Below are 22415 nucleotides of genomic sequence, written 5' to 3' on the forward strand. Positions count from 1 at the left end.
TTGCTGGGACAGCGGAGCGGGACGATAAATCCCGGCGGCTTACTTCAATGCGCAGGTCCAGCGATGTTCCGGCAGGGTCGGCGTCACCAGGTAGAACCTGTTGCTGTCGCCCTTGATCGGTGTGGCCTCGCCCTTGTCCAGGTAGCCGCCCGTAAAGCTGATCTTTCCGGATGCCGCGTCAAAGGCGAAGCGCCCCGTGCTTGGTTTCTCGAACCCGAGATAACTGTATGCGCCGTCTGGCGACACGGTGAAGCTGCCGTGCGGGATGAATTCGTAAGTGCCGGAACTTGCCTTGAACTTCGAGGATACGCAACTGTACTTGCCATGCGTGAGCGGCGCGGCGTGCGCCGCAGCGCCGAAGGTGCAGGACAACAGAATGGCGCATGCCAGTAACTTCATGGTCTTCCCCCGATGTTCTTGAATGAATGGTCGAGAAGATATTGTGCACCACTAATGCCGATCCAGGCCAGTGAGGCAGTTACAGGGGAAATTTCTGGAAGAAGATGGTCGGGGTGAGAGGATTCGAACCTCCGGCCTCTACGTCCCGAACGTAGCGCTCTACCGGGCTAAGCTACACCCCGACTGGTATGAAACTTGAAACTGCGTGCTGAGGGAGAAAACTGATGGTCGGGGTGAGAGGATTCGAACCTCCGGCCTCTACGTCCCGAACGTAGCGCTCTACCGGGCTAAGCTACACCCCGACTGGTTTGAGATCCGTCGCCGAATCTCGGGAAGGCATTACTATAGTTGCCTCAATGGTTCCTGTCAACTGCGAAGCTGCACAGCTGCAGCAGGCTCTGCTTGTATTCGCTCTCCGGCAGGTCGGCGATTGCGTCGGCGGCGCGCCTGGCGGCGGCTTCGGCTTCGCCGCGCGTATAGTCGAGCGCACCGCTGGCGGTGACGGCGGCCAGCACGGCGTCGAAATGGGTCTCGTCGCCCTGTTCGATGCAGCTGCGGATCAGTTCGCGCTGCTCCGGCGTGCCGTTTTCCATCACGTAGATCAGGGGCAGGGTAGGCTTGCCTTCGCGCAGGTCGTCGCCGACGTTCTTGCCGATCTCGGCGGCGTCGCCGGCGTAGTCGAGCACGTCATCGATCAACTGGAACGCAGTGCCCAGCGAGCGGCCGTATTCGCCGGCGGCGTCGACCTGGGCGTCGTTCGCGCCAGCCACCAGGGCGCCGAGCTGGGCGGCGGCCTCGAACAGCTTGGCGGTCTTGGAGCGGATCACGGTCAGGTAGCTTTCCTGGGTGACGTCCGGATCGTGCATGTTCAGCAGCTGCAGGACTTCGCCTTCCGCGATCACGGTGGTGGCGCGCGACAGGATTTCCATCACGCGCATGTCGTCCAGGCTGGTCATCATCTCGAAGGCGCGCGAGTACAGGTAGTCGCCGACCAGCACCGAGGCCGCATTGCCGAACATGGCGTTGGCGGTCTGGCGGCCGCGGCGCATCGAGGATTCGTCGACCACGTCGTCGTGCAGCAGGGTCGCGGTGTGGATGAACTCCACCACCGCGGCCAGTTCGTGGTGGCCCGCGCCCTTGTAGCCGTAGGCGTTTGCCAGCAGCAGCACCAGCACCGGACGGATCCGCTTGCCGCCGGCGCTGATGATGTATTCGGAGATCTGGTTTACCAGCGCGACCTCAGACTGCAGCCGCTGTCGGATCACGCCGTTCACGGCCTCCATGTCGGCTGCGATCGTGCGGGTGATGGGGTTCTGTTGGGCGGTTTGGGTGGCGGCGGACAAGGCGGACCTGCTGACGTTGAGTGCGATGTGGATGTGTTAAGTGGCGCGATTATACGATAAGCAAGCAATTCTCGCGCTTTTTCACATGAGTTGCGCGGGCAGGGGCATCCAATGTATAATCCTCTGTTCCCCGGATCCCGAGCACGCTGTACGCCGGATCCGTTGGAATTTCTTCAAACAATCAATGAGGTTTCAAATCATGTACGCGGTCATAAAAACCGGTGGCAAGCAGTATAAAGTTGTCGCTGGCGAAAAACTCAAAATCGAACAGATACCGGCAGACATTGGTTCCGAACTCACTATCGATCAGGTTCTCGCCGTCGGCGAGGGCGAGAGCATCAAATTTGGTGCTCCGCTGGTGGAAGGTGCTTCGGTTCGCGTGACTGTTGTTTCGCAGGGTCGCCACGACAAAGTGCGTATCTTCAAGATGCGTCGTCGTAAGCACTACCAGAAGCGTCAGGGCCATCGCCAGAACTACACCGAAATCCAAGTGGTTGCGATCAACGGCTAATCGCCGCGCGTCCTCATCAGTCATCAAGGAGCATCTAAATGGCACACAAAAAAGGCGGCGGTACTACCCGCAACGGCCGTGACTCAGAAAGCAAACGCCTTGGCGTGAAAGTCTACGGCGGCCAGTCGATCAACGCAGGCGGCATCATCATGCGTCAGCGCGGCACCACCATCCGTCCGGGCACCAACGTTGGCCTGGGCAAGGACCACACCCTGTTCGCCCTGGTGAACGGCACTGTCAAGTTCGTCAAGCAAGGCGTCGGTTCGAAGCAGTACGTGACCGTCGTTGCTGCTGAAGCAGTCGCTGCTTAATACGCAGGCGTAAAAAGAACCTCGGCGTATCGCTACGCGAGCCGCCGGGTTCCAGTGAGGCGCAAGCCTTGCAATCGATAGGCTCTGCCACAGGTAGAGCCTTTTTAATTTCTGGCGTTGTCACCGTTAAGTGCGTATCCATGGGCCCATCTTGTGGCACATTTAACAGTGACATAGCCTTCAGTTTTGGTGGTTCATCATGAAGTTTATCGACGAAGCAAGAATCGAAGTCATCGGCGGCGACGGCGGCAATGGCTGCGCCTCGTTCCGGCGCGAGAAATTCCGCCCCTTCGGCGGTCCGGACGGCGGCGACGGCGGCCGCGGCGGCTCGATCTGGGTCGTTGCCGACCGCAATATCAATACGCTGGTCGACTTCCGCTTCTCCAAAGTGCACATGGCCAAGAACGGCGAACCGGGACGCGGCTCCGATTGCTATGGCAAGGGCGCCGAAGACGTCACCCTGCGCATGCCGGTCGGCACCATCATCATCGATGACAACAACGGCGAGATCATCGCCGACCTGACCGAGCACGGCCAGAAGGAACTGCTGGCGCGCGGCGGCGAGGGCGGCTGGGGCAACATCCACTTCAAGACCTCGACCAACCGCGCGCCGCGCCAGAAGACCGAAGGCAAGGAAGGCGAGCGCCGCGCGCTGCGCCTCGAGCTGAAGGTGCTGGCCGACGTCGGCCTGCTGGGCATGCCGAACGCCGGCAAGTCGACCTTCGTGACGGCGATCTCGAATGCGCGTCCGAAAGTCGCGGACTATCCGTTCACGACCCTGCACCCGAACCTGGGCGTGGTGCGCGTCTCGCACGAGAAGAGCTTCGTGATCGCCGACATCCCCGGCCTGATCGAAGGCGCGGCGGAAGGCGCCGGCCTGGGCCACCAGTTCCTGCGCCACCTGAGCCGCACCGGCCTGCTGCTGCACATCGTCGATTTCGCACCGGCGGACGGCAAGAGCGACCCGGTCAAGGACACCAAGGCCCTGGTCAAGGAACTCGAGAAGTACGACGAGGAGCTGGTCAACAAGCCGCGCTGGCTGGTGCTGAACAAGCTGGACGTGGTGCCGGAAGAAGACCGCAAGAAGCTCGTCAAGGACTTCGTCAAGAAACTGGCCTGGAAGGGCCCCGTGTTCGAGATCTCGGCGCTGAACCGCGAAGGCTGCGAAGACCTGGTCCACGCGATCTACAAGTACCTGGAAGAGAAGCGCCATAGCGAGCAGCGCTCGGAAGAAAAGCAGATGACCGAGGAAGCGCGCGGCATCTCCTCCATCGACCCGGACGATCCGCGCTTCAAGATCCTCGAAGACTGATTTGGCATCATCCACGCAACAAGGGTTCGTCGATTCGCTCCAGCTGCGCGCGCGCCTGCGCAGCCAGCTGCTGCATGTCACCGCCACGGCCGGTTCGCTGGCCGCGCTGGGCGCCTTCCTCGATCCGGACCGGGTCGCGGAGGCGATGGGCCTGTTTCTCGTCGGCGTCAACGGCTACAGCCAGTTCTACGCCATCTATGTCGGAGTGCGCCTCGCTACCGCGGGACTGGCGCTCCTGGCGGCCAGGCGGGGCGACCAGCCCATCCTCGGCGACCTCGCAGCATTATTCATCCTGGCGCAGCCGCTCGGCCGCCTCGCCGCGTCCTTCGTGATCGGCCTGCCCCAGGGCTCACTGTTCGTCGTTAGCGGGATCGAAGTGCTGGTCGGCCTGGCGCTGCTGCTGCTTCGCCCGCGAGGAAAGCTTTTTTCGCCATCGCCCCCATCATGAGCTCCGCCATGTCCGCCACTTCCGTCATCCAGTCCACCGGCCGCATCATCGTCAAGGTCGGCTCCTCGCTCGTCACCAACGAAGGCCGCGGCCTCGACAACACCGCGATCGCACGCTGGGCCGCCCAGATCGCCTCGCTGCGCACCCTCGGCAAGGAAGTCGTGCTGGTGTCCTCCGGCGCGATCGCCGAAGGCATGCTGCGCCTCGGCTTCACGGCGCGCCCGACCGATATCCACGAGCTGCAGGCCTGCGCCGCCTGCGGCCAGATGGGCCTGGCCCAGATCTACGAAACCAGCTTCGCCACCCATGGCGTCAAGACCGCCCAGGTGCTGCTGACCCACGCCGACCTGGCCGACCGCGAACGCTACCTGAACGCGCGCTCGACGCTGACCACCCTGCTGCGCCTGGGCGTGGTCCCGATCATCAACGAGAACGACACCGTGGTCACGGACGAGATCAAGTTCGGCGACAACGACACCCTCGGCGCCCTGGTCGCCAACCTGATCGAGGCCGACGCCCTGGTCATCCTGACCGACCAGAAGGGCCTGTACTCGGCCGATCCGCGCAAGGACCCGCAGGCCAGGCTGATCGCCGAAGCCCAGGCCGGCGACACCTCGCTCGAGGCGATGGCCGGCGGCGCCGGCAGCAGCATCGGCAGCGGCGGCATGCTGACCAAGGTGCTGGCCGCCAAGCGCGCCGCGCGTTCGGGCGCGCACACGGTGATTGCCTGGGGCAGGGAAGACAATGTGCTGGTGCGCCTGGCCGGCGGCGAAGCGATCGGCACCCAGCTTCTGGCGCCGACCGCGCGCCTGACCGCGCGCCGCCAGTGGATGGTCGACCACCTGCACACCGCCGGCGAACTGGTGCTGGACGCCGGCGCCGTGCAGAAACTGGCGAAGGAAGGCAAGTCGCTGCTGCCGATCGGCGTCACCGGCGTGCGCGGCGAATTCGGCCGCGGCGCACTGGTGACCTGCGTGTCCGAAGACGGCGCCGAGATCGCGCGCGGGCTGACCAACTACACCGCTTCCGAAGTGAAGCGCATCATGCGCCACGCGTCATCGGAGATCGAGGCGATCCTCGGGTATGTCGAGGCGCCGGAACTGGTGCACCGGGATAACCTCGTCCTGCTCTGAAACCTGTGGAGAGCCGGCGTCTCAGCGGCACGACTGCCCGCCTGCGCCGGCCTGCAGCACCCCCGGCTCGGACACCGTGATCGTGTTCAGGCTGGGGTGGAAAGAAAAGCGCAGCGCATCGATCTGCTGCACCTTCCCCAGCGCCTGCTGCAGCCACACGTAATCGCAGCCCGGCGGCGCCGCGTGCGCGCTGACCGGTCCGGCATCGATCCAGTTGCCCTGGCCGTCGCGGAATTCCACTTTGTCGAGCTTGTCCAGCGCCTCGCGGTTGAGCCCCGCGTGGAAGGCCGTGGCGCTTGCCGTCTTGTCGAACAGGTAGATGTGGGTATAGGGGCGATCGGGTTCGATGGTCGCCTTCGGCGCGGGCAGCCAGTTCCGCTGCGCCGCCTCGCCGGCCGATCCGAGCGTGCAGGCCGATGGCATCGTGGCCAGCGTGTGATGGATGGTCTCGGCGTCGCGGCGCGCCTGCTCGGCGGCGCGGACCGGATCCTGGTCGGGCGCGGCCCGGCCAATGGCGCAGCTCAGGGAAAGGCAGGCAAGCAGCAGGGCCGGGCGGGAATGGCGTGTCAAGGTCATCCCCAAGCCTAGCATTTCCAAGGCGCTGAATATGCGCGGATTATTGCACTGCCGCTCGTCAGTCGCCCTCGTGGCAGACCACGCACAGCTTGTTGCCGTCCGGGTCGCGGAAATAGGCGCCGTAATAATTCTCATGATAGGCGGGCCGCAGCCCGGGCGCGCCGGCGCAGCTGCCGCCATGCGCGAGCGCGAGGGCGTGCGCGCGGTCGACTGTCGCGCGGTCGGGGGCCAGGAAGGCCGTCATCTGGCCATTGCCGGCGCCGTGTTCGCCCTCGGCGGGCGCGCCGACCAGGAACAGCGGCCGCGCCTGGCCAGGCATCTGCCAGCCGGCCCAGGGGCGGCCGTGGTCGCAGAAGCGCTGCGCGATGCCGAGCAGGGACATCAATGGCTCGTAGAAGGCAAGTGCCCGGTCGAAGTCGACGGCGCCGATGAAAACGTGCGAAAACATATCGCAAGCCTAACAGTTCCGATGCCGGATTGATACCAATGCCGCATTAAGGTAAATAAATTGCTATCACGTGGAAGGAAATCCTACTTTTCAGTTGATGTGTTGTGCTACATTATTTAGAAATCAAGAACAGCCAACCTTCATCCGAAAGGACCTGCCATGACCCGACACGCCGCGCTGGCGCTTGCCTTGTGCTGTTTCATGCTGCCGCCGGCCGGCGCCCAGGAATTGAATCTCGCCTCGCAGCTGCTGGAGGGCGGGACCGGCATCTTCGTGATCGGCGCCTTGTCGGTGCTGGCGCTGGCGGTGGCTTTCGAACGCCTGGCGAACTTCCGCGCCGCGAAAGTCGCGCCGCAGGCGCTGGCCGACGAGGCGCTCGGCCTGTGGCGCGCCGGCGATTTCCATGCGCTGGCCGAGCGCGCCGGCACGGACCGCAGCAGCCTGGCGCGCGTGCTCGAGTTCATGGCCGGGCATCCGCGCCTGCCGGTCGAAGCATTGTCGGCGCGCGCCGCGGAAATCGCATCGACGGAGCTGCGCCTGCAGCAGCAGAAGGCGTATGCGCTGAACGTGGTCGCCACCATCGCGCCCATCGTCGGCCTGCTCGGCACCGTGGTCGGCATGATCGAAGCCTTCCACGTGATCGCCTTTAACGGCATGGGCGATCCGACCCTGCTGGCGGGCGGAATCTCGAAGGCCCTGGTCAACACGGCGGCCGGGCTGTCGGTGGCCTTGCCCTCGCTGGCGATGCACCACTTCTTCCGCAACCGCATGGTCAACATCGGCATCACGCTGGAACGCCAGCTGGGCCGCCTGCTGGACGAAGTGCGCGCACGGGAAGACAAGCGGGAGACGCACCATGCACATTGATCTCGGCGACGACGAGCAGCCCGAGATCGGCCTGATCGCGCTGATCGACTGCATCTTCTTTTTGCTGATGTTCTTCATGGTCGCGACCTCGTTCAAGCAGAAGGAAACGCAGCACAAGGACAAGGCCATCCCGATCACGCTGCCGCGCTCCTCCGCCACGCTCGACCTGCTTGATGCCGCGCCCGATCCGCTGGTGATCCGGGTCGACCGCGCGGGCCAGGTGGCGATCGGCGAGGACAAGCTGTCGGTCGAGGCCCTGCATGCACGTCTGTCGGGCGAGGCGCATGCGCATCCTGGCCGGCCGGTGCGCATCGAGGGCGATGGCAATGCTTCTTACCAGTCCATCGTCCATGTGCTCGACCTGTGTCAGTTCGAAGGCCTGACCAATATCGCGATGCGTGCGCGGCGGCAGTAAATGAATGCCGACGCGACTTCCCGGCTGGACGGTCCGAGCATGGTCGAGCCGTGGCGACACCGATCCTGGCTGCTCGCATCGCTGGCGGCGCACGGCATGCTCGCGGCCAGCCTTTACACGGCCGGCCCTGTACACGTTGCCATCAAGCGCGACGACGGCTTGCGCGCGCAGGTCGCGCAGTCGCTGCAGCACACGGAGGAGCGCCAGATGCGGCGCGAGCTGCGCACGATGGAGGAAATCCGCGATGCGCTGGCGGAAAGCGCGGGCCAAGCCGGCGGCGAAGGAAAGGGCGGCACGGACACCGCCAGGTCGCCCGATCCCGCTGCGCGGGCGCGTGAATTGGCCCGGCAGATCGAGCAAGTGCAGCGAAAGATCCGTGCCACCGAGATGGCGCGCCTGCTGCGCATCCCCGAGGCCGAAGCCCTCAAGCGCGTGCAGCGCGAGGAGGCGCGCAGGCCCAGGCCCGCGCCGCCGAAGCACGCAAGCCCGGAAGTCCAGGTGGCCCGGCTGGCGCAACAGGCCAGGGCCGCCCTGGCGCAGCGCCGCGCGCAATTGCTGGCGCAGCAGCAGGGTGTCGCCATCAAGCCGGAGACCGCAGTCAAGCCGGAGACCGGAGAACTGAAGCCAGGCCGGCCGCAAGGTGGCAAGGCCGGCCAGGGACCGGGTACGGGCAAGTCGCCCGGCCAGGGTGGCCAGGGGCAAGGCAATGGCCAGATGAGCGGCCAGGGCGGCCAGGGCGGACGGCCAGGGGGCAAGGGCATCGTACAGAACTCGGCCTCGCGCGGCAGCAAGGTCGAGGCCCTGGTCAGCGGCCTTGCACTGGGTGCGCCCGGCGCGATCACGGGCAGCAGCATCGACATGTCGAGCAATGCCTTCAGCGACTCCCGCAGCTTCGGCGCGTTCCTGGAACCGCCGCCGGTCGACGCCGCGGCCATGCGCATCGGCCACGGCCGCACGATCGGCGCCGGCGGCGCCTACGCCAACCGCATCTTTCTCGATACCTGGTATGTGATCGGCCCTTTCGAAGGCGCCGGCCATGACAGCCAGAACGCGATCTATCCGCCCGAACGCGGCGTGGACCTCGACGCGGTCTATTACGGCAAGAACGACCTGCCGGTGCGCTGGACCTTCCAGCAGGACGCGCGCTACCCGTCGATACCGCTGCCGCGCGCCGAGAACGCCGTGTATTACGCCTACGCCGAGGTCGAGGTCGACCGCGACATGGACCTGTGGGTGTGGATCGGCGGCGACGACGATACCAAGATGTGGTTCAACGACCGCCTGGTCTGGCTCAGCGGCGATGGCATTGATAAGCCCTGGTACCGCCAGCCGTTCATGACGCTGCCCGAGATGCGCACCCTGAACCTCACCGAAGGCCAGCGCCGGCTGCACTTCAACAAGGGGCGCAACAGCATCCTGCTCAAGTTGTACAACGGAGTGAACCTGATGTTCTATTCGGTGGTGCTGTCCAGGTGACCATGTTCGACCAGGTCCGGCGTTGCCCATTCCTGTCGCTGTCGCTCGTGGCGCATGCAACGCTGCTCGGCGTGCTTTACGTGGGCGCATATCGCGTCGAGCTGGACCGGCAGCGCATCCAGCGCAGCCGGGAGCAGCCATCGGTCGAAGCCGGCAAGCGGCTGATGGAACGGGCGCGCCTCGAAAAGCGCGTGCGCGACATGGCGCGGATCAAGTCCCGGCTCGAATCAGGGGCGGCTGACAAGGACGACGACGTGCAGTTCAGCGCGCAGCCCAGGACGCCGGAAGAACTACTCAAGGAAGCCAGGGAGCTGTCCCGCAAGATCGACGAGATCGAGCGTGACGCCCGCGCCGAACGACTGGCGAAACTGCTCCACATCCCGAAGCAGGAAGCGCTTGAAAAGCTCGCGCAGATGCGCAAGCCGGAAGAGCCGGCCGGCGCCCAACCCGGCAAGCCAGTCGATGCGACGGCGAAGATCGAGCAGCTCGAAGCAAAGGCACGCGACGCGCTGGAACGGCGCGGCCGGCAACTGGAGCAGCAGCAGGACGGTATGCGCGTGGCGGCAAGCGGATCACGCGGCGGCGGACAAGGCGGGCAGCTTGGCGGCCGCCGCCCGGGCCCGGAAAGCCCCGGCGGCGCGTCCATGTCGTCCGTGCTGCGGGTGATCGATGCATTCATCAGTTCCGGTGGGCGGGGCGTGGGGACGCGGGCCAATATCGTAGCGGGCAGCCACGACGACGTTGATCAAAGCGTCGTGCGCATTCCCGAGGTCCCCGCCGGCGCCATGGTCAAAGGCACGGGGCGCATCATCGGTCCCGGCGGCCCTTATGCCAGCCGCGTCTACATCAATCGCTGGTACCTGATCGGCCCCTTCGACCGCAGGCACGGCGACGCGCAATTGCCGGATGCGCCCGATCCGCCCGAGCAGGCCGTGGTCCTGGACGCCGCCTATCGCGGCAAAGACGGTCGCCTGCTCAGGTGGGAATACGTCGACTCGGCAAGCTATCCCCTGATTCCCCCACAGCCCGCCGAGGACGCCGTGTATTACGGCTATACCGAGCTGATGATGGACAGGGAACGGGACCTGACGATCTGGGTCGGCGCCCACGACGACGCGCAGCTGTGGCTCAACGACAGGCTGGTCTGGCGCGGCAGGAATGTGGCCAAGGCGCGGTTCTACAGGGAGGTCAATGACACGGGCAATACCCATGGCCGCGATTACAACTTCAGCGAGGGCAAGCGCGTCGTGCACCTCAGGCAGGGCCGCAACAAGCTGTTCTTCAAGCTGTCGAACGGCGTGGGCGCCCTGTTTTTTTCGCTGGTGCTGACGAAGTGATGGCGCCGGAAACGGCGCTGGCGCTGGCGGCGAAGGCCAACGCCGCTGCGAAAACCTTGTAGACTACCGCGATGGAAAACATGACACCCCTCGCCGTCGTCCAGGCCCAATTGGACGCTTTCAACGCCAAGGACATCGATGCGCTGATGCGCGCCTACGCGCCGGACGCCGAGCAGTTCGCACTGCACGGCGAGCGCCTCGCCAGCGGACACCGGGAGATCCGTCCGCGCTACCTGGCGCGCTTCAGCGAGCCGGACCTGCATGCGCGCCTGCTCGCACGTACCGTGATGGGGAATTTCGTGACCGACCTCGAGCTCATCACCCGCAACTTCCCGGAAGGCGTGGGCACGCTCGAAATGCTGTGCATTTACGAGGTCGTCGACGGGCGCATCCGCCGCGCGTCCTTCGCGCCGGGCGCGACTACGCTGCTGAATCCGTAAGCGAGGGCAGGGACGGCGGCAAGGCCTCTGGCGGCGCCGGTGTCTTGTCCTTGAACTCGCACAGGTCGTTGATGATGCAGTTCCAGCACTTCGGCTTGCGCGCGATGCAGGTATAGCGACCGTGCAGGATCAGCCAGTGGTGGGCGTCGTGCAGGAATTCCTTGGGCACGAACTTCAGCAGCTTCTGTTCGACGATATCGACGTTCTTGCCCGGTGCGATTTTCGTGCGGTTCGAGACGCGGAAGATATGGGTGTCGACCGCCATCGCCGGCTCGCCGAAGGCCGTGTTCAGCACCACGTTGGCGGTCTTGCGGCCCACGCCCGGCAGCGCTTCCAGCGCCTCGCGCTCGCGCGGCACTTCGCCACCGTACTGGTTCACCAGGATTTCGCAGGTGGCGATGACGTTCTTGGCCTTGTTGTTGTACAGGCCGATGGTCGAGATATAGGTCTTCAGCTCGTCCAGGCCGAGGTCGAGGATGGCTTGCGGCGTGTTCGCCACCGGGTACAGCTTGCGCGTCGCCTTGTTGACGCCGACGTCGGTCGACTGGGCCGACAGCAGCACCGCAATCAGCAGTTCGAAGGGCGTGCTGTATTCGAGTTCGGTGGTCGGATGCGGGTTGGCGGCGCGGAAGCGCGTGAAAATCTCGTAGCGCTTAGTTGCGTTCATGTTGTGCGTTCATTCGGGTTTTCCCGCGGCTTTCTGGCGCGCGCGCTCGATGGCGGCGGCGATGATGGCGCGCTTGCGTTCCTTCTCGGCCAGCTCTTCGGCGGTGTTGGTTTGCTCGGCGGTCACCGCGCGCATCTTTTCCAGGGCCTTGGCGGCCAGGCGTGCATCGTTCTCTTCCTTCTCGCGCCGCAGGCGCTCGCTGCGGAAGTCGTGACGCGCGCGGGCGCTATCGGCCTGTTCCTGCGACCAGGCGTCCCAGCCGGTACGCTCGCCCGTCACCGGGATCATGCTGATGCAGTCGACCGGGCAGGGCGCCACGCACAGGTCGCAGCCGGTGCACAGGCTGGGCAGGATGGTGTGCATCTGCTTGGGCGCGCCGAGGATGGCGTCCACCGGGCAGGCCTGGATGCACAGGGTACAGCCGATGCACAGGCTCTCGTCGATGAAGGCGACCGGGCGCGGGCGTTCCAGGCCGTTGGCGGGATTGATCGGAATGACCGGACGGCCCGTCACGCGCGACAGGCGCGCGACACCTTCCATGCCGCCCGGCGGGCAGCGGTTGATGTCGGCCTCGCCGCTGGCGATCGCTTCCGCGTACGGACGACAGGCGGGGTAGCCGCACTTGGTGCACTGGGTCTGCGGCAACAGGTCTTCGATCTGGTCGGCGAGGGATTTCGTCACGGTGCTCAAGCGATGTCTGGACTTCGGCGTTTGCGAAACCGCCATTATCCGCTAAATGGCCAGCGGCGTCGAAGCCCGGCCGCACGGCTGCTCGACCGTCAAGGACGCTGCCATTTGTCCTACAAGCTTACGTGATGCAACGTACCGAGTGCAGAGCTCGTCCGGTGGTCTACTGGACCCAGGCAATGAACGAACAGGAGGGTCTTATGGAAAAGAAGCACCTCATTATTCCTGCGCTGCTGACTGCACTGCTGGGCGCCAGCGCTCCGGGTTTTGCCCAGAGCCATTATGACGGCGACCGCGACGGCTACGGCCAGCGCGACCGCAGCGACCGCGGCGATCGTGGCAACCGCGATTACCGCAGCGATCGCAACGACCGTAACGATCGCGGCGACCGTCGCGAGGACCGCCGGGACGGCTACCAGGCCCGTGGCGGCGGCCGCTACGGCAATGAGGGCTGGGGTGGCGACGAGCGCCGCTGGAGCGGTGCGGGCCCGGAGCACAGTTTCCGCCGCGGCGACCGCCTGCCGGAACGTTACCGCAATCACCAGTACGTGGTGAACAACTATCGAGAACACCATTTGCGACCTCCGCCGAGGGGCTATCACTGGGTGCAAACGGGTGGCGACTATGTGCTGGCGGCGATTGCCAGCGGCGTGATCGCAGACCTGATCATCAATCATTGAGGTCGATGAAATGAAGCGCAGGCCACCCCCGGGTGGCCTGCTGCATATTCGGAGGACGCATGCACTTTGGACGCACATCGATTGCCCTGTTCGTCGCCGGCGCCCTGTGCGTGGGCGCGCCCGCGCGGGCGCAGGATGCCCAGGCGCGCCAGGAAATCGCGCACCTGCTCGACTTCGTCGCCCAGTCCGGCTGCCAGTTCAATCGCAATGGCAGCTGGCACGACAGCAAGGCGGCGCGCGACCACCTGCAGGACAAATACGACTATTTGCAGCGCCGCCATCTGGTGCCCGACACCAGGGCCTTCATCGAACGCGCGGCGTCGGAAAGCAGTTTCAGCCACAAGCCCTACCACGTGCGCTGCGCCAATGGGCAGGAGATCACCAGCGCGCAATGGCTGAATGCCGAGCTGGAGCGGTACCGGGCCGGCACACGCTGACAGGCCTGCAAAAAAAATGCCGCGGATTCCGCGGCATTTTTCATGGGCGCGCCTGGCAATCAGGCATTCTTGCGAATGAACTCCCCGATCATCGGGCAGATGATCTCGCGCCAGCGGCGGCCCGAGAAGATGCCGTAGTGGCCGCACTTGGGCGCCGTGAAGTGCTGCTGCTTCCCGGCCGGGATGCTGGTGCACAGCTCGTGCGCGGCCTGGGTCTGGCCGGCGCCGGAGATGTCGTCCAGCTCGCCTTCGATGGTGAACAGGGCCACGCTCTCGATGTCCTGCGGACGCACCAGCTGGCCACCGACCTGCCAGGTGCCTTTCGGCAGGGCGAAGTCCTGGAACACGGTCTTGATGGTCTCGAGGTAGTACTCGGCCGGCATGTCCAGCACGGCGTTGTACTCGTCGTAGAACTTGCGGTGCGCTTCCGCCGAATCGTCGTCGCCGCGCACCAGGTGCTGGTAGAACTCGCGGTGGCTCTGGGCGTGACGGCCCGGGTTCATGGCGATGAAGCCGGCGTGCTGCAGGAAGCCCGGGTAGACCTTGCGGCCGAAGCCCGGGTAGTTGCCCGGCACCGCATAGATCACGGTGTTTTCGAACCACGAGAACGGCTTTTCGGTGGCCAGGTCATTGACCGCGGTCGGCGACTTGCGCGGGTCGATCGGGCCGCCCATCATGACCATGGATTTCGGCAGTTTCGGATCCTTGTTGGTCGCCATCAGCGAGATCGCGGCCAGCACCGGCACGGTCGGCTGGCAGACCGAGATCACGTGCACGTCCGGCCCCAGGTGGCGGATGAAGTCCTGCACGTAATAGATGTAGTCGTCGAGGTGGAACGCACCATCCGACATCGGCACCATGCGGGCGTCGACCCAGTCGGTGATGTAGACGTCCTGGTCCGGCAGCAGGGCGCGCACGGTATCGCGCAGCAGGGTGGCGTGGTGCCCCGACAAGGGAGCGACCAGCAGCACGGTCGGCTGCTTGAGCGCCGCGAAGGCCGCGTCCGGCAAGTCTTTCTTGAAGTGCAGCAGCTTGCAGAAGGGCTTGCTGACGACGGTGCGTTCCATGATGCCGACGGTCTGGCCGTCGATCGTGGTCGAGTCCAGTCCGAAAGCAGGTTTTTCGTAATCTTTGCCCAGGCGGTACATCAGCTCATAGCCGGCAGCGATACGCTGGGCGAACGGGGTGTGGGCAAACGGCGAGACGGGATTCGAGAACAGTTTTGCAGAGGCGTCGGCCCACTGCATCAGCGGGTTCAGGAAGGAGCGTTGCATCTCATGCAGTTGGTATAGCATATTATATCCTTCACATTGCTCTGCTTACATTTTGCGCAGCAGATTCATCAATTATAGGTCAATTGGCTTGGCGTGGGGCAACATGAAATGGTGTCCTGAATCTAAAAAATAGCGCGTTGCAACATTAGTATCACAGTTCCGTATCTACCTTCGGTTAAGTGCCCTACATAAGAAAAATGCCCCGCAAGAGCGGGGCATTTTTTGTCGTGCTTGGTAACGGAACGTTCAGTCGAATACCGGGGTCTCGACGCCGAGGATCTTGTGCAGCTTCGGCGAGGTCGTCGTGTACTGCATGTGGATCTTCTTGTCCGGGAAGATGTACGGCGCGGCGCCGAAGGCGGCCAGCGCGGCTTCGTGGAAGCCCGACAGGATCAGCTTCTTCTTGCCCGGGTAGGTGTTGATGTCACCCACGGCGAAGATGCCCGGCACATTGGTTTCGAACTTCTCGGTATCCATCACTTTCAGCTGCTTGCGCTCGATGTCCAGGCCCCATTCGGCGATCGGGCCCAGCTTCGGCGACAGGCCGAAGAACACCATCAGCATGTCGAGCGGGACGCGGCGGGTCACGCCGTCGGCGCCGGTGACCTTGACTTCGGACAGCTTGCCATCCTTTTCGTCGAAGCCGGTGACCTGGCCGGTGATCAGTTGCATCTCGTACTCTTCGCACAGCTGCTTCATCTTGGCGACCGAAGCAGGGGCGGCGCGGAAGTCGTCGCGACGGTGCACCAGCACGACGGATTCAGCCTTGCCGACGAAGTTCAGGGCCCAGTCCAGGGCGGAGTCGCCGCCGCCGCAGATGACCAGGTTCTTGCCTTCGAACAGCGCCGGATCCTTGACGCGGTAGAACAGCTGGCTGTTCTCGAATTTCTCGATGCCGTCGACCTTGATGGTGCGGGCCTGGAAGGAACCGACGCCGGCGGCGATGAAGATGGTCTTGGTGATGAAGCGGGTGCCGGTCGAGGTTTCGACATTGAAACGCTGGTCTTCACGACGCTGGACGGTGGTGACTTCCTGGCCCAGGTGGAAGGTCGGGTCGAAGGGCTCGATCTGCTTGAGCAGGTTGTCGGTCAGTTCCTGGCCGGTGCAGACGGGCACGGCCGGGATGTCGTAGATCGGCTTGTCCGGGTACAGTTCCACGCACTGGCCGCCGACGGCCGGCAGCGAATCGATCACGTGGGCTTTGATCTCCAGCAGACCCAGTTCGAACACCTGGAACAGGCCGACCGGGCCCGCGCCGATGATCACGGCATCGGCTTCGATGGCGCCGGCAAAAGTGCTGTTGGGAGCGATGGTGCCCGCTTCCGGGGCAGCATTGATAGTCATGTTCTTCCTGTTGATGTTAGCGGGCGAGCTGGCCCAGCTTGTCCTTGACGTCCTTCCACTCTTCCGCGTCGGGCAGGGCAGGCTTGGTCTTTGTGATCGACGGCCAGTTGCGCGACAGGTCGGCGTTCAGCTTGATGAATTGCTGCTGGTCAGACGGCACGTCTTCTTCCGCGTAAATCGCGTTGACCGGGCATTCCGCCACGCACACGGCGCAGTCGATGCACTCGTCCGGATCAATGGCGAGGAAGTTCGGGCCTTCCCGGAAACAATCTACCGGGCATACATCCACGCAATCGGTATAGCGACAACGGATGCACGATTCGGTGACAACGTGGGTCATAACAGTCCTTAATCAGTGGAAGCGGCGGCGTGTTGGGGAGAAGGGCTCGCCGGACGCGGCAAAGCACTGTATTTTAGGGCAATTCGGCCTTTACGACAAATCAGGCTTATACACAATACACATAAGCAAATGTTCTTCCCGCGCCGAGAATTGCCGAATAATCAATGGCCCGCGCACGCCGCCGGGCGGTCGGGCGCGGGCCGCGATCGCCGGCTCAGGCAGCGGGAATGGACTCGGCCTTGCCCGGCGCTGCCCCGGTGCTCGTGACCCGGGCGGTGGCGAGCGCCGCCGTCACCCCGCCCGCGTCGAGCTTGAGCGCCGCGATCGTGGCTTCGGCGTCCGTCGTCGCCGACGCTTCGCCGGCCGGACCGAAGCGGCCGTGATCAAAGCACCAGCGCGCCAGGGCCTGGGCCTCGGCGTCCAGGATGCGTTCCACGTCGTAGTACTCGGCCAGGTTCATGGTGCCGCAGCAGGCGCGCCGGTCCTGCTTGGCGCCCGGGGCGTCGCTCACCAGCGGCGCCAGGCGCAGCCCGGCCGGGTGCGGGCCGCTCAAGCCGGCCGGCACCTCGACCACTTCGCGCTGGGCGAAGCGGTTGCGGATGAAGGTCGTGTATTCAGGCGGCTTGCCGTCTTCCAGGGCCAGGCGCAGCATCTCGTTGGCGACGTCGGCATAGCTGGCGGCCAGGTCGGGCGCGGCGATCAGGGCGCGCAGCAGCAGGCCGCGCAACCAGGCCGCGACCCGGTGCAGGACGCTGGCGCAATCCTCCAGCTCCGGGTTGCGCTCGAAGGCGAAGATGTCGGCCAGGATGTCGTACACGGCGCCGGTAAACACTTGCGAGATCGCATGCACCTCCGTGCCGGCCTCGCTCAGGGTCAGGTCGTTGTCGGCGTTGCGCAGGCCGTTGGTGCTGCCCAGCGCCAGGCCGAACTGTTCGGCGATGTCGGCGAGGAAGGTCTTGTCGTGCAGGTGCGCCTTGGTCTGGGCCACCACCGCCTCGCACTGGTCGAGCTGGGACAGGGCCAGGAAGATCGCGGTCAGGTCGCCGAAGGATTCGTGCAGGCCGCCCGTCTGCGGCGGGTTGTCGGCCATCAGCCACTGCGGCTTGAGGCCGTCCAGCACCGCGTGGCCGGTCTCGTGCGAGACGATGTCGAAGGAGCGGCAGGTGTACAGGCGCGCGCTCTCGCCGGGCGGGACGAAATCGCCGAATTTCAGGCAGGCCTGGGCGCGGCTGTAATACGCGTTCATCACGTTCGGCAGGCCGTAGGGATGGACCTGCAGCGGCGAGGTGTCGACGCTGCTGTTCCACTGCCAGGGCAGGGGCATCGCGGCGCCGGCGGTGGACAGGGCGCGCTGGTACATGGTGAGGGTCTGGCGCACCACGGCGTAGGTGTGGACGGCGTCGAACTGCGGCGTGTCCGGCATGGTCACGAAGTCGCCGAAGGCGTTCGGCTCGACCGCCGGGATGCCGGCATCGCCGGCGATGGCGATGCGGGCGTCGCGCGGGCCGGCCAGCACCACGCCGGGCAGGTAGACCTTGCGGGTGCCGATCTCGGACACCGACGGATCCTGCTTCCACATCAGCACCCGCGCGCCGAAGGCGTAGGGCAGCGGGACATCGCCCGGCGCGCCGTCCTCTGCGCTGTCGGCGAGGCCCGGACCTGCCGGCAGACGCGGGCGGCCGGGCTGGTCCAGCAACTGGGCGGCCTTGCGGTGCTGGCGATAGGGAGCGGTCGGCATCGGCACGTAGCCGATCGGGGGCTGGACGGGATCGGGCAGGCTGGCTTCTGATGACATGTTGACTTTCCTCCGGTAAGCAGGCTGCGACAGGCTAGCCGCGTAGGAAATGGTCGCGCGTCATCATATTTGGGCATTGATGCTGGTCAACAGGCTCGACGCTGCTGGCCTTTGCGTCACCCAGGTGGCATCATGGCGGACTTTGTCGTTGTCGATTCAGGAAGGAACAGCCAGGATGGCGGATATCAGCATCACCCAGCAACACCAGCTCAGCCAGGACGCGGCGCGCGCGGCGGCCCAGAAAGTGGCGGACAAGCTGGCCGGCGAATATGGCCTGCAGTGCAGGTGGGACGGAGACGTGCTGCGTTTCGAGCGCAGCGGTGTGGAAGGGACGCTCGCGCTGGGCGAACGCCAGGCTGCCCTGCGCATCAAACTGGGCCTGCTGATGGGCGCTTTCCGCTCCACCATCGAGGCGAAGGTGGCGGAAAGCATGCGCAAAACGTTTATTTGAGGTCTTCGATCAGGTCGACGTACTGCTGCATCGCCTCGTCCTGCGAGGTGCCTTTCAGCGCCGCCCAGGCGTCGTACTTGGCGCGGCCGACCATGTCGGTAAAGCCCGGACGCTCGCCGGTGACATCGCCGCTCGAACCCTGCTTGTACAGGGCGTAGATCTTCAGCAGGGTCATGTTGTCCGGACGCTCGGGCAGGTTTTTCGAATCGGCCTGCGCCTGGGCGAACTGTTCTTGCAAACTCATGGCAACTCCTTGAATAAAATGGCAATACTTCGGCCATCTTAGCGCATCGTGTGCGGAATCACGCTTGATTCCGGGAGATTTTAGAGGAGTTGCTCAAGTAGGGCAGGCACGCCGTGCCCGCCCTGAGCTCAGGCCGGTATTACAGCCCCAGCAGCTCGACGTCGAAGATCAGGGTGGCGTTCGGCGGAATCACGCCGCCGGCGCCGCGTGCGCCATAGCCCAGGCTCGCCGGGATGATCAGGCGGCGCGCACCGCCCACCTTCATGCCCTGCACGCCTTCGTCCCAGCCCTTGATCACATGGCCGGCGCCCAGCGGGAACTGGAACGGGTCGTTGCGGTCCTTGCTGGAATCGAACTTGGCGCCCTGGCTGCCGTCGTCGTTCTGCAGCCAGCCGGTGTAGTGCACGGTGACGTACTGGCCGGCCTTGGCTTCCGGGCCGCTGCCTTCGATGGTGTCTTCGTATTGCAGGCCGGAATTCGTGGTGGTGATGGGCATGATGTTGTCCTCTTGTTCAGTGTGAAACGACGATTGTAGTGCATGCCTTCCCAATCTGCCATTCACGTACTGTTGACGCCTTTTCTACTGTGTTGCGACGATGCGCCGAATTCTTCATGAAACCTGTCAACCACCCTTCGAGGAAAGGCGTTTCCCCGTAGAATAAGAACTTCTTCCACCTCCGGGCACCTCGTCCTCCCATGCTGCGTCGTATTCGTAAGCTTCTACTCTCTGGTATTTGTCTGTTGACCGCGGCGCAGGCCGCCCAGGCCAATGTGGTCGTGGTCCTGAACTCGCGTGACGCCACGGTCCAGCTGCTCGACCAGGCCACCGGCACCGACAACGGTACTTTCGCCGTCGGCAAGGAGCCGCACCACCTGATGGCCACGCCGGACAACAAGTCCGTGATCGTCGCCAGCTCGGTCGGCAACGAGCTGATCTTCCTGGATCCAATCACCGGCAAGATCCAGCGCAAGGTGACCGACGTGCTCGACCCTTACCAGATCGGTTTCTCGCCGGACCAGAAGTGGTTCGTCTCGACCGCGCTGCGCCTGGACCGGGTCGACATCTACCAGTACGTGAACGGCAACTTCGTGCTGAGCCGCCGCGTGCCGATGCCGCGCATGCCCAGCCACATCGCCTTCGACGCGGCCAGCACCACGGCCTTCATCACCCGCCAGGGCAGCGACCAGGTCAGCGCGATCGACCTGAAGACCGGCGCCATCAAGTGGACCCTCCCGGTCGGCAAGCTCCCGGCAGGCATCACCATGACCCCGGACGACAAGTACCTGCTGGTCGGGATCATGGGCAGCGACTACGTCGAGGTGATCGACTGGCGCACGGCGAAGAGCGTCAAGCGCATCAAGACCGGCAACGGCGCGCACAACTTCCGCGCGGTCGGCGACAAGCGCCACGTGTTCGTCTCGAACCGCGTGCAGAACTCGATCAACATCATCGACCAGGTCACGCTGGAGAACGTCGGCATGATCCCGGTGCCGGGCGGCCCGGACTGCATGGAGCTGTCGGCCGACGGCAAGACCCTGTGGGTGACCCAGCGCTGGATCAAGAAGGTGGCCGTGATCGACGTCGCCAGCCGCAAGGTGATCAAGATGATCCCGGTCGGCCGTTCGCCGCACGGCGTGTTCTTCGCCAACGCGGCGCCGAGGATGTGATGCGCGCGCGGCCCGGGTTGAAGCTCTCCCAGGCCGCCGCGGCGCTGCTGCTGGCGGCCACCATCTTCCCGGCCCTGCAGACGCCGGCGCTGGCCGCCGACGTTTGCAAGGGCACGATCTACCTCACTTTCGACACCGGCAGCCAGTCGCAGGCCGAGCTGATCGCCGACACCCTGCGCCGGCACCACATCAAGGCCACCTTCTTCCTGGCCAACGAAAAGACGGTGCGCGGCGACTGGTCGCTCGATCCGTCCTGGTCCGGTTTCTGGAAGGCGCGCGTGGCGGAAGGCCACGCCTTCGGCACCCACACCTTCGACCACGTCTACTGGAAGCGCGACGAGGCCGGCGGCCGCATGCTGGTGAAGCCGCAGTTCGGCGCCCGGGCCGGTAAACCGGAAAGCTGGAGCGCGCAGCAGTATTGCGACGAGCTGCGCCGCGTCGATACCCGCTTCCAGGAACTGACCGGACACCACCTCGACCCGATCTTCCGTGCGCCGGGCGGGCATACCTCGCCGAACGTGCTGGCCGCCGCGAAAAGCTGCGGCTACCGCCACGTCGGCTGGGCGCCGGCCGGCTTCTCGGGCGACGAGACCTCCAGCGAAGCCTACCCGAATGCGCTGCTGCTCAAGCGCGCCCTCGGCGGCTTGAAGGATGGCGACATCTTCATGGCCCACATGGGCATCTGGTCGAGAAAAGATCCGTGGGCGCCGGCCAACCTGGAGCCGCTGATCGCCGGCCTCGAGCAGAAAGGCTTCTGTTTCGCTACACTGCGTGAGCATCCGGATTACGCATCTCAATTCAAAAAATGATTCAGCATTTCCTCGATTGGTTCGCATTCCTCCAGGGCTGGCTGTTCGAGTCCGTGGTCGAACCCTTCCTGTTCTACACCGGCATGGGCGAATACGCCGAGGACGCCTTCGAGGGCGTCGAGTGGTTCCTGGCCGGCGCCTGCGAAGTGGCGGCCCTGTACCTGGTGCTGCGGCCGCTGGAGTCGCTCATCCCGGTCCAGAAGATGAGCGACCGCTACGCGCGCTGGAACGACTTCGTCTACACCCTGATCCACCGCCTGGGCTTCTTCACCATGGCGGTCTTCTTCACCCTCGACCCCATCATGGACCGCGTGGCCGGCGCGCTGCGCATGGACGGCGTGCACCCGTTTAACCTGGAGTCCCTGGTTGGCGGCATGAGCCCGCTGGCCAGCTTCCTGGTCTACCTGGTGGTGATCGACTTCTTCGATTACTGGTTCCACCGCGGCCAGCACAAATTCCGCTGGTGGTGGGCCCTGCACAGCCTGCACCACAGCCAGCAGAACATGAACCTGTGGAGCGACGACCGCAACCACCTGCTGGACGACCTGCTGCGCGACGTCTACCTGGCCGTCATCGCGCTGGCGATCGGCGTGGCGCCCTCGCAGTACGTGCTGCTGGTCTCGGTCTCGCGTGCGCTGCAAAGCCTGCAGCACGCGAACGTGCGCCTCCACTTCGGCTGGCTCGGCGAGCGCCTGCTGGTCTCGCCGCGCTTCCACCGCACCCACCATGCGGTCGGCATCGGCCATGAATCGAAGGGCCGGGAGCTGGGCGGCTGCAATTTCGGCGTGCTGCTGCCGGTCTGGGACCTGCTGTTCAGGACCGCCAACTTCGAAGCGGCCTTCCACGGCACCGGCGTGCGCGACCAGTTCGAACGCACCACGCCCGACGGCAGCATCAGGCCGGCGCGCGACTACGGCCGCGGCTTCTGGCGCCAGCAGTGGCTGGGACTGGTGCGCCTGGCAGAATCGCTCGGGCGCCGCCCCCGGCGCCTCGGGCAATGAGG

Annotated in this window: 28 protein-coding genes and 2 tRNA genes; 16 read left to right on the plus strand and 14 right to left on the minus strand. The window is 64.9% G+C overall.

Annotated elements, in window-relative coordinates:
- Window positions 1–39 precede the first annotated feature (39 nt).
- The 4 genes from AM586_RS20520 to ispB all read right to left on the minus strand — a co-directional run bounded on the left by AM586_RS20520 (window position 40) and on the right by ispB (window position 1742).
- Entirely contained in the window at window positions 40–399 is a 360-nt protein-coding gene (locus tag AM586_RS20520) for a hypothetical protein (RefSeq protein ID WP_156328147.1), read from the minus strand.
- Window positions 400–504: 105 nt separating this feature from the next.
- Window positions 505–581: transfer RNA gene (locus AM586_RS20525), tRNA-Pro, on the minus strand.
- Between the two features lie 43 nt (window positions 582–624).
- A tRNA-Pro gene (locus tag AM586_RS20530) sits at window positions 625–701 on the minus strand.
- Between the two features lie 51 nt (window positions 702–752).
- On the minus strand, window positions 753–1742 hold the full coding sequence (gene ispB, locus AM586_RS20535) for an octaprenyl diphosphate synthase (RefSeq protein WP_047824519.1): 990 nt from the start codon (window positions 1740–1742) through the stop codon (window positions 753–755).
- A gap of 199 nt (window positions 1743–1941) precedes the next feature.
- On the opposite strand from ispB, the gene rplU reads away from it, so the two are divergent.
- The 5 genes from rplU (at window position 1942) to proB (ending at window position 5457) form a co-directional block, all read left to right on the plus strand.
- A complete protein-coding gene (gene rplU / locus AM586_RS20540) occupies window positions 1942–2253 on the plus strand; it encodes a 50S ribosomal protein L21 (protein ID WP_047824747.1) in 312 nt (103 codons plus the stop codon).
- A 38-nt stretch (window positions 2254–2291) separates the two neighbouring features.
- Complete coding sequence (gene rpmA / locus AM586_RS20545; RefSeq protein ID WP_047824517.1) at window positions 2292–2564, plus strand: 50S ribosomal protein L27; 273 nt, start codon at window positions 2292–2294, stop codon at window positions 2562–2564.
- A 199-nt stretch (window positions 2565–2763) separates the two neighbouring features.
- On the plus strand, window positions 2764–3876 hold the full coding sequence (gene cgtA, locus AM586_RS20550; protein ID WP_047824516.1) for an Obg family GTPase CgtA: 1113 nt from the start codon (window positions 2764–2766) through the stop codon (window positions 3874–3876).
- A gap of 1 nt (window position 3877) precedes the next feature.
- A complete protein-coding gene (locus AM586_RS20555) occupies window positions 3878–4324 on the plus strand; it encodes a hypothetical protein (RefSeq protein WP_229411111.1) in 447 nt (148 codons plus the stop codon).
- An 8-nt stretch (window positions 4325–4332) separates the two neighbouring features.
- Window positions 4333–5457 carry a glutamate 5-kinase gene (gene proB / locus AM586_RS20560; RefSeq protein ID WP_047824745.1) on the plus strand — a complete coding sequence of 375 codons (1125 nt, stop codon included), beginning with the start codon at window positions 4333–4335 and terminating at the stop codon, window positions 5455–5457.
- 21 nt (window positions 5458–5478) lie between these two features.
- On the opposite strand, the gene AM586_RS20565 is transcribed toward proB, so the two are convergent.
- A complete protein-coding gene (locus AM586_RS20565) occupies window positions 5479–6027 on the minus strand; it encodes a hypothetical protein (RefSeq protein WP_156328146.1) in 549 nt (182 codons plus the stop codon).
- Window positions 6028–6091: 64 nt separating this feature from the next.
- On the minus strand, window positions 6092–6481 hold the full coding sequence (locus AM586_RS20570; RefSeq protein ID WP_047824513.1) for a VOC family protein: 390 nt from the start codon (window positions 6479–6481) through the stop codon (window positions 6092–6094).
- A 159-nt stretch (window positions 6482–6640) separates the two neighbouring features.
- Between AM586_RS20570 and AM586_RS20575 the strand changes: the two genes are divergently transcribed.
- The 5 genes from AM586_RS20575 (at window position 6641) to AM586_RS20595 (ending at window position 11016) form a co-directional block, all read left to right on the plus strand.
- Window positions 6641–7348 (plus strand): MotA/TolQ/ExbB proton channel family protein, encoded by a 708-nt coding sequence (locus tag AM586_RS20575; RefSeq protein WP_060566698.1) that lies wholly within the window; start codon window positions 6641–6643, stop codon window positions 7346–7348.
- The gene (locus AM586_RS20580) at window positions 7338–7763 is read left to right on the plus strand and encodes a biopolymer transporter ExbD (protein ID WP_047824511.1); all 426 of its coding nucleotides are present in this window, start codon (window positions 7338–7340) and stop codon (window positions 7761–7763) included. Before AM586_RS20575 ends, AM586_RS20580 begins: the two co-directional genes overlap by 11 nt.
- Window positions 7764–9239, plus strand: coding sequence for a hypothetical protein (locus AM586_RS20585; protein ID WP_047824510.1), 1476 nt, complete (start codon window positions 7764–7766; stop codon window positions 9237–9239).
- Between the two features lie 2 nt (window positions 9240–9241).
- Window positions 9242–10576, plus strand: coding sequence for a hypothetical protein (locus AM586_RS20590; RefSeq protein ID WP_047824508.1), 1335 nt, complete (start codon window positions 9242–9244; stop codon window positions 10574–10576).
- Between the two features lie 80 nt (window positions 10577–10656).
- Window positions 10657–11016 (plus strand): nuclear transport factor 2 family protein, encoded by a 360-nt coding sequence (locus AM586_RS20595; RefSeq protein WP_229411110.1) that lies wholly within the window; start codon window positions 10657–10659, stop codon window positions 11014–11016.
- Here the strand turns inward: AM586_RS20595 and nth are convergent.
- Both nth and rsxB read right to left on the minus strand, forming a co-directional pair.
- Window positions 10997–11683, minus strand: a complete 687-nt coding sequence (nth, locus tag AM586_RS20600) for an endonuclease III (RefSeq protein ID WP_047824506.1) — start codon at window positions 11681–11683, stop codon at window positions 10997–10999. The two genes, AM586_RS20595 and nth, sit on opposite strands and share 20 nt — an antisense overlap.
- A 9-nt stretch (window positions 11684–11692) precedes the next feature.
- Window positions 11693–12409, minus strand: a complete 717-nt coding sequence (gene rsxB, locus AM586_RS20605) for an electron transport complex subunit RsxB (protein WP_047824505.1) — start codon at window positions 12407–12409, stop codon at window positions 11693–11695.
- 161 nt (window positions 12410–12570) lie between these two features.
- Here rsxB and AM586_RS20610 point away from each other — a divergent pair, with 161 nt between their 5' ends.
- Together AM586_RS20610 and AM586_RS20615 are read left to right on the plus strand one after the other, a co-directional pair.
- The gene (locus tag AM586_RS20610; protein WP_047824503.1) at window positions 12571–13050 is read left to right on the plus strand and encodes an RcnB family protein; all 480 of its coding nucleotides are present in this window, start codon (window positions 12571–12573) and stop codon (window positions 13048–13050) included.
- A 59-nt stretch (window positions 13051–13109) separates the two neighbouring features.
- Entirely contained in the window at window positions 13110–13487 is a 378-nt protein-coding gene (locus tag AM586_RS20615) for a DUF5329 domain-containing protein (RefSeq protein WP_047824501.1), read from the plus strand.
- Between the two features lie 59 nt (window positions 13488–13546).
- Here the strand turns inward: AM586_RS20615 and AM586_RS20620 are convergent, their stop codons facing one another.
- From AM586_RS20620 to AM586_RS20635, 4 genes are all read right to left on the minus strand, one after another.
- The gene (locus tag AM586_RS20620) at window positions 13547–14782 is read right to left on the minus strand and encodes a polyhydroxyalkanoate depolymerase (RefSeq protein ID WP_047824499.1); all 1236 of its coding nucleotides are present in this window, start codon (window positions 14780–14782) and stop codon (window positions 13547–13549) included.
- A gap of 225 nt (window positions 14783–15007) precedes the next feature.
- The gene (locus AM586_RS20625) at window positions 15008–16105 is read right to left on the minus strand and encodes an NAD(P)/FAD-dependent oxidoreductase (protein WP_047824497.1); all 1098 of its coding nucleotides are present in this window, start codon (window positions 16103–16105) and stop codon (window positions 15008–15010) included.
- 16 nt (window positions 16106–16121) lie between these two features.
- On the minus strand, window positions 16122–16445 hold the full coding sequence (fdxA, locus tag AM586_RS20630) for a ferredoxin FdxA (RefSeq protein ID WP_047824495.1): 324 nt from the start codon (window positions 16443–16445) through the stop codon (window positions 16122–16124).
- A 214-nt stretch (window positions 16446–16659) separates the two neighbouring features.
- Window positions 16660–18240 carry a hypothetical protein gene (locus AM586_RS20635; protein ID WP_229411109.1) on the minus strand — a complete coding sequence of 527 codons (1581 nt, stop codon included), beginning with the start codon at window positions 18238–18240 and terminating at the stop codon, window positions 16660–16662.
- Between the two features lie 49 nt (window positions 18241–18289).
- On the opposite strand from AM586_RS20635, the gene AM586_RS20640 reads away from it, so the two are divergent.
- Window positions 18290–18691, plus strand: a complete 402-nt coding sequence (locus tag AM586_RS20640) for a polyhydroxyalkanoic acid system family protein (protein ID WP_307163686.1) — start codon at window positions 18290–18292, stop codon at window positions 18689–18691.
- On the opposite strand, the gene AM586_RS20645 is transcribed toward AM586_RS20640, so the two are convergent.
- A complete protein-coding gene (locus AM586_RS20645) occupies window positions 18684–18935 on the minus strand; it encodes an acyl-CoA-binding protein (protein ID WP_047824491.1) in 252 nt (83 codons plus the stop codon). The genes AM586_RS20640 and AM586_RS20645 overlap by 8 nt on opposite strands.
- Window positions 18936–19074: 139 nt before the next feature.
- Complete coding sequence (locus tag AM586_RS20650) at window positions 19075–19431, minus strand: FKBP-type peptidyl-prolyl cis-trans isomerase (RefSeq protein ID WP_047824490.1); 357 nt, start codon at window positions 19429–19431, stop codon at window positions 19075–19077.
- A 200-nt stretch (window positions 19432–19631) separates the two neighbouring features.
- Here AM586_RS20650 and AM586_RS20655 point away from each other — a divergent pair, with 200 nt between their 5' ends.
- The 3 genes from AM586_RS20655 to AM586_RS20665 are packed head-to-tail and all read left to right on the plus strand — an operon-like array spanning window position 19632 to window position 22413.
- Window positions 19632–20603, plus strand: coding sequence for a YncE family protein (locus tag AM586_RS20655; protein WP_047824488.1), 972 nt, complete (start codon window positions 19632–19634; stop codon window positions 20601–20603).
- Window positions 20603–21412 (plus strand): polysaccharide deacetylase family protein, encoded by an 810-nt coding sequence (locus AM586_RS20660; protein ID WP_047824486.1) that lies wholly within the window; start codon window positions 20603–20605, stop codon window positions 21410–21412. Before AM586_RS20655 ends, AM586_RS20660 begins: the two co-directional genes overlap by 1 nt.
- Complete coding sequence (locus AM586_RS20665; RefSeq protein ID WP_047824485.1) at window positions 21409–22413, plus strand: sterol desaturase family protein; 1005 nt, start codon at window positions 21409–21411, stop codon at window positions 22411–22413. The genes AM586_RS20660 and AM586_RS20665 overlap by 4 nt, the downstream gene beginning before the upstream one ends.
- Window positions 22414–22415 lie beyond the last annotated feature (2 nt).

Origin of the sequence: Massilia sp. WG5 (genome assembly GCF_001412595.2) — a bacterium.
Taxonomy (GTDB): Bacteria; Pseudomonadota; Gammaproteobacteria; order Burkholderiales; family Burkholderiaceae_D; genus Telluria.